This is a genomic window from Oleiphilus sp. HI0079 (assembly GCF_001635105.1).
Map to the genome: position 1 here is coordinate 1 of NZ_LWFT01001131.1, position 982 is coordinate 982.

The window sequence follows — 982 nt, forward strand, 5'->3', positions numbered from 1 at the left end:
CTGCACGATTTCCATGTGAGATTGCGCCAAGGCATAGGCTGCGACCAAAAATGCTGGTGCGAGCCAAAAGCCTCCCGAGACAATATTCATGGGCGTCAGCAAAGTCACTGCAACCACAATCCTAAGGACGCGTCTCGTGCGGCGCCACTTGAGGTTTCGAGTTAAGCGCCAAAAGACGATCATCGCCCCAACGGCGGAGAGAAGATAAATGAGCCAGGCAATAGTATAAGAAGACAATAAAGCCACAATCAGTTTTCCGTTTTAAACTCGTCGATAATATAAAGCTCCAACTCTTGCGCAGGAACTTCAGTTTCAGAAACAACACGACCTACGACAGACATACCCGCCTTGTGGATGCTTTTAAAATCACCAGAAACCAGATGATGCCAATCTGGCAACCTGCGCCCCTCAGCAACAATGCGATAAGCGCAAGAACTGGGCAGCCAACTCAGCTCATCCAGATTCCCCTGCGTTAGGTCAAGACAGTCAGGCACATAATGTAGTCGTTGTTCGTAAACAGAACAGCGACACGTATCGAGATCAAGCTTCTCACACGCGACAGATGTATAAAAAATTTCATCCGTCTCTTCGTCCTGCAACTTGTGCAAGCAACACTTTGCACAACCGTCACAGAGAGATTCCCACTCGCCAACGCTCATTTCAGCGAGCGTTTTAAGCTCCCAAAATGGTACTTTGGCATCAGCCATTTAACGCATCTCGCGGTGCCATTGCCAGATTTGCATCCGCATCCTGATCTGTCGGCGGCATCTGAAGATAAAAACTCTGCTCCTCGATCGCAGCCAACACTTTTTCTGAATCTGCGCGCGCGAGTTTTTTCTCGGGCGTCAAAACAATATCCATTACTTTTGTGGGAGACCCAAAAGCCAGCATCAAGCCCTCAGGCAGCTTGCTTACATCCTGCGAGCGATCGACATACAAGTACATCTCTGCCTTTTTGCTACTCTTATAAATACTGCAAAAA

General features: G+C 48.3%; 2 protein-coding genes. Both read right to left on the minus strand.

Translation table 11 applies throughout. From position 1 onward, the window contains the following. Positions 1–248: 248 nt before the first annotated feature. Complete coding sequence (locus A3750_RS20020) at positions 249–707, minus strand: YcgN family cysteine cluster protein (RefSeq protein WP_068453951.1); 459 nt, start codon at positions 705–707, stop codon at positions 249–251. Then, on the minus strand, positions 700–982 hold a 283-nt coding region (locus A3750_RS20025), incomplete at its 5' end, for a YcgL domain-containing protein (RefSeq protein ID WP_068548694.1). The genes A3750_RS20025 and A3750_RS20020, both read right to left, overlap by 8 nt.

Excerpts from the sequence above, each read along its gene's own strand:
- A3750_RS20020 (WP_068453951.1), bottom strand. The coding sequence starts at position 707 with ATGGCTGATGCCAAAGTACCATTTTGGGAGCTTAAAACGCTCGCTGAA.